The sequence below is a fragment of the Rhodococcus sp. D-46 genome (assembly GCF_011290655.1).
Classification (GTDB): Bacteria; Actinomycetota; Actinomycetes; order Mycobacteriales; family Mycobacteriaceae; genus Rhodococcus_F; species Rhodococcus_F qingshengii.
Window position 1 is genome coordinate 1 of the sequence record NZ_JAANTF010000042.1, and the last position, 1,424, is coordinate 1,424.

General features: G+C 60.9%; 1 protein-coding gene and 1 pseudogene. Both read right to left on the reverse strand.

The genetic code is table 11. The features are described 5' to 3' along the window. Positions 1–2: 2 nt before the first annotated feature. On the reverse strand, positions 3–893 hold the full coding sequence (locus G9U53_RS33220) for a phytanoyl-CoA dioxygenase family protein (protein WP_030536462.1): 891 nt from the start codon (positions 891–893) through the stop codon (positions 3–5). Positions 894–903: 10 nt separating this feature from the next. Then, a pseudogene (locus G9U53_RS33225) lies at positions 904–1,424 on the reverse strand (NAD(P)-dependent oxidoreductase); the annotation flags it as partial.

The window sequence follows — 1,424 nt, forward strand, 5'->3', positions numbered from 1 at the left end:
GTTCAGCGGGCAGTCGGGAGTTCGACGGCGCCGTTTTCGAGGAGAACGTGTGCGTCGATCATCTGACCGCCCCGTTCGACGTAACCCATCAGGTTCGCTCCGGACCCCCAGCCGAGCAGTCGCTGTACCTCTTCGGAAAGATCAAGCAGTTTTTCACGCGGGATTGACAGGTATTGGTTCTCTTCCTGACGTAAGCAGGCGAGGTCGAATGCCATCGTCAAGCCGGTCCGTGGCGCCTCGGACGAGTTGTTACCACCGCCGTGGTACGTAGAACCGGTCCAGATGAGGGCAGCACCGGCCCGCATCACGGTCGGCGCCGCTTCGGCTTGTTTCGGGCCTCGTTGGTCGTCCCACCGATGGCTTCCGGGTATGACGAGGGTGCCGCCGTTTTCTGCTGTGAAATCGCTGACCGCCACCATGATCTGCAGTCGGCCCTCGCGTCCGTAGTCGGGGTGGCGCCACAGAAAGCTCGTGTCGTCTCGATGGAGACGCTGGGCACCCTGCCCTGGGTGGATTTCGATTGCCTGAGTGACACCGATCTGGATATCAGGCGTGATTTCGATCTGGTCGTCTCCGACCCAGACGGACAGGGGCACCTGAAGGATCTTCTTGGCGGCCCCGTAGTAGAGCGGGTGGAGCGCGATCTCGGGCATGAGGTCGATCCGACCGAACAGCCCTCCTGCTCTTCGCGTTTGGGTTCCGGCGAAGAATTCGTCTTCTCCGTAGCCGGTGCTTTCAAGGACGGGGCCAAGTTGGGCGCGCAGCTCGTCGAGCTGGGGGGTGTCGAGGAAATCTTCGACGATGACACCGCCGTCGCGGTGGATCACGTCGACGATCTCGTCGACTGTTGTTGTCGAGGGCAGGGCGGTGAGGTGATTGGCCATGGTTGTCATTGATGTCTCCTTAGATTGCGGATTGAGGGTTGGCGGAGAGTGTTTCGATTTGGGCGAAGATGCCCTTGTCCCCGTGCCCGGCTGCGCATGCACGTTGCAAGTTGTCGAGATTCGCCGTCATCAGAGCGGCGCGTTGGCCTGCTCGCTGCATCGATTGTTGCCAGGCTTCTACTGCGGCTGCGTATACGTTCAAGGTTGCCTGATCGGTCTCGTACTCTCCGGATTCGAACGCTTTGAGTGCTTCGTGAAGGAGTTCGAGAAGTTTGTCGGTCCACAGGTGCAAACTGTGGCGCATCTCCGCGATCGCGACGTCCTCGGACCGCACGTACGCTGCTGCTTCGTGGAAGGCACCGAGCGCGACGTTGAAGAATGCGCCTGCCATGGCCGCGTCGATCACGTTGGCGGCACCGGGACGGGCTCCGACATATCGTGATTGGGCGGCGATGGGTGTCAGAAGGCTCTGGACGTCCTCCCACACGTCCTCGTCTCCGGAATAGTTGATCCCTGAACTTTCGGTTCCGATGTCCTCCG

Coding starts and splice junctions, on each gene's coding strand:
- G9U53_RS33220 (WP_030536462.1), bottom strand. CDS start 893: ATGACAACCATGGCCAATCACCTCACCGCCCTGCCCTCGACAACAACA.